This is a genomic window from Proteus sp. FME41 (assembly GCF_014897315.1).
Lineage (GTDB): Bacteria > Pseudomonadota > Gammaproteobacteria > Enterobacterales > Enterobacteriaceae > Proteus.
Genome location: NZ_JABUYL010000061.1, coordinates 1 through 1,153, shown reverse-complemented (window position 1 = coordinate 1,153; position 1,153 = coordinate 1). Strand labels below are relative to the sequence as shown.

Annotated in this window: 1 protein-coding gene; it reads right to left on the bottom strand. The window is 36.6% G+C overall.

The features are described 5' to 3' along the window. Positions 1 to 180: 180 nt before the first annotated feature. On the bottom strand, positions 181 to 1,153 hold a 973-nt coding region (locus tag INT04_RS19165), incomplete at its 5' end, for a DUF6396 domain-containing protein (RefSeq protein ID WP_226894202.1).

Sequence of the window (1,153 nt, the reverse complement as noted above, 5' to 3'; positions counted from 1 at the left end):
GATCTAATGGCGGGAAAATATCCGCTTCATGAAGGCAAGTAAATTGGAAATTTTTCAGGTTATGATGAATAGACTGGCAACCGAATAATAAAAGGCCAAATAAAAACACAACACCGGAGATAATAATTTTATTTATTATCCTCTGCGTCTTATTTATATTTAGCCCGTTAATATTCATTATTATTGCACCTGTTTTTTATATTCAAAGGTGCCATCCCATTCCGGTAAAGGCGCAGGAGGTAGAGGAACAATTTTATCGATATCAGGGAATTTAGCGCGAGGGTTTCTATCTATTTCTTTACTAATTAATTTATAGCGTCTGACACGTTCTAAATCAATCTGTTGCCCCAAGTAATTAACTCGATCATTAATATCATTCGTGTTGAAAGCCTGTGAAAGCCGAAATGCACTTAAAGAGTCTCGTTGTTTGATAGCCTCTTGAAAAAAAATTAAAGCTTGTGAATAATTACTATCAACTAACGAGTAATTCATTCCTAATCGATAAGATGCCTGACTAAAGCCCTGTTTGGAAGCACAAGTAAGCATCGCTCGTCCTAAATCTATGCGATAAAGTTCGGGTACTTGCCCATTCATAAATTTTTGCCCAATCACATATTGTCCTTCAGGATTACCCATCACGGCAGCTTTTAACATATAACTAAATGCGGCATTTTCATCTTGCTCAACACCATAGCCTTCTTGTAAATAGGTCCCCATAATGTAGTAACCAAAAGGGATCTCCATATTGATTAAGCGTTCTACTAAATCAATGACTTCCTCTTGTGGTAACTTACCTGCTATAGGTTCAGCCTTACCAATTGACACCATCAGTTGCAAGTTGCCTATCGCTTTATAGTGATCTTTTGCCGCGGCTTGGCGATAGAGCTGAGCAATACGTTTTAAATCAGGATTATCTTGTCTATCCAGTTGTACAGCTTGTTTAAACCATGTATCGGCTTCAGGATCTAATGGCGGGAAAACATCTTCTTCATGGAGACACGTAAATTGGAAATTTTTCAGGTTATGATGAATAGACTGGCAACCAAATAATAAAAGGCCAAATAAAAACACAACACCGGAGATAATAATTTTATTTATTATCCTCTGCGTCTTATTTATATTTAGCCCGTTAATATTCATTATTATTGCACCT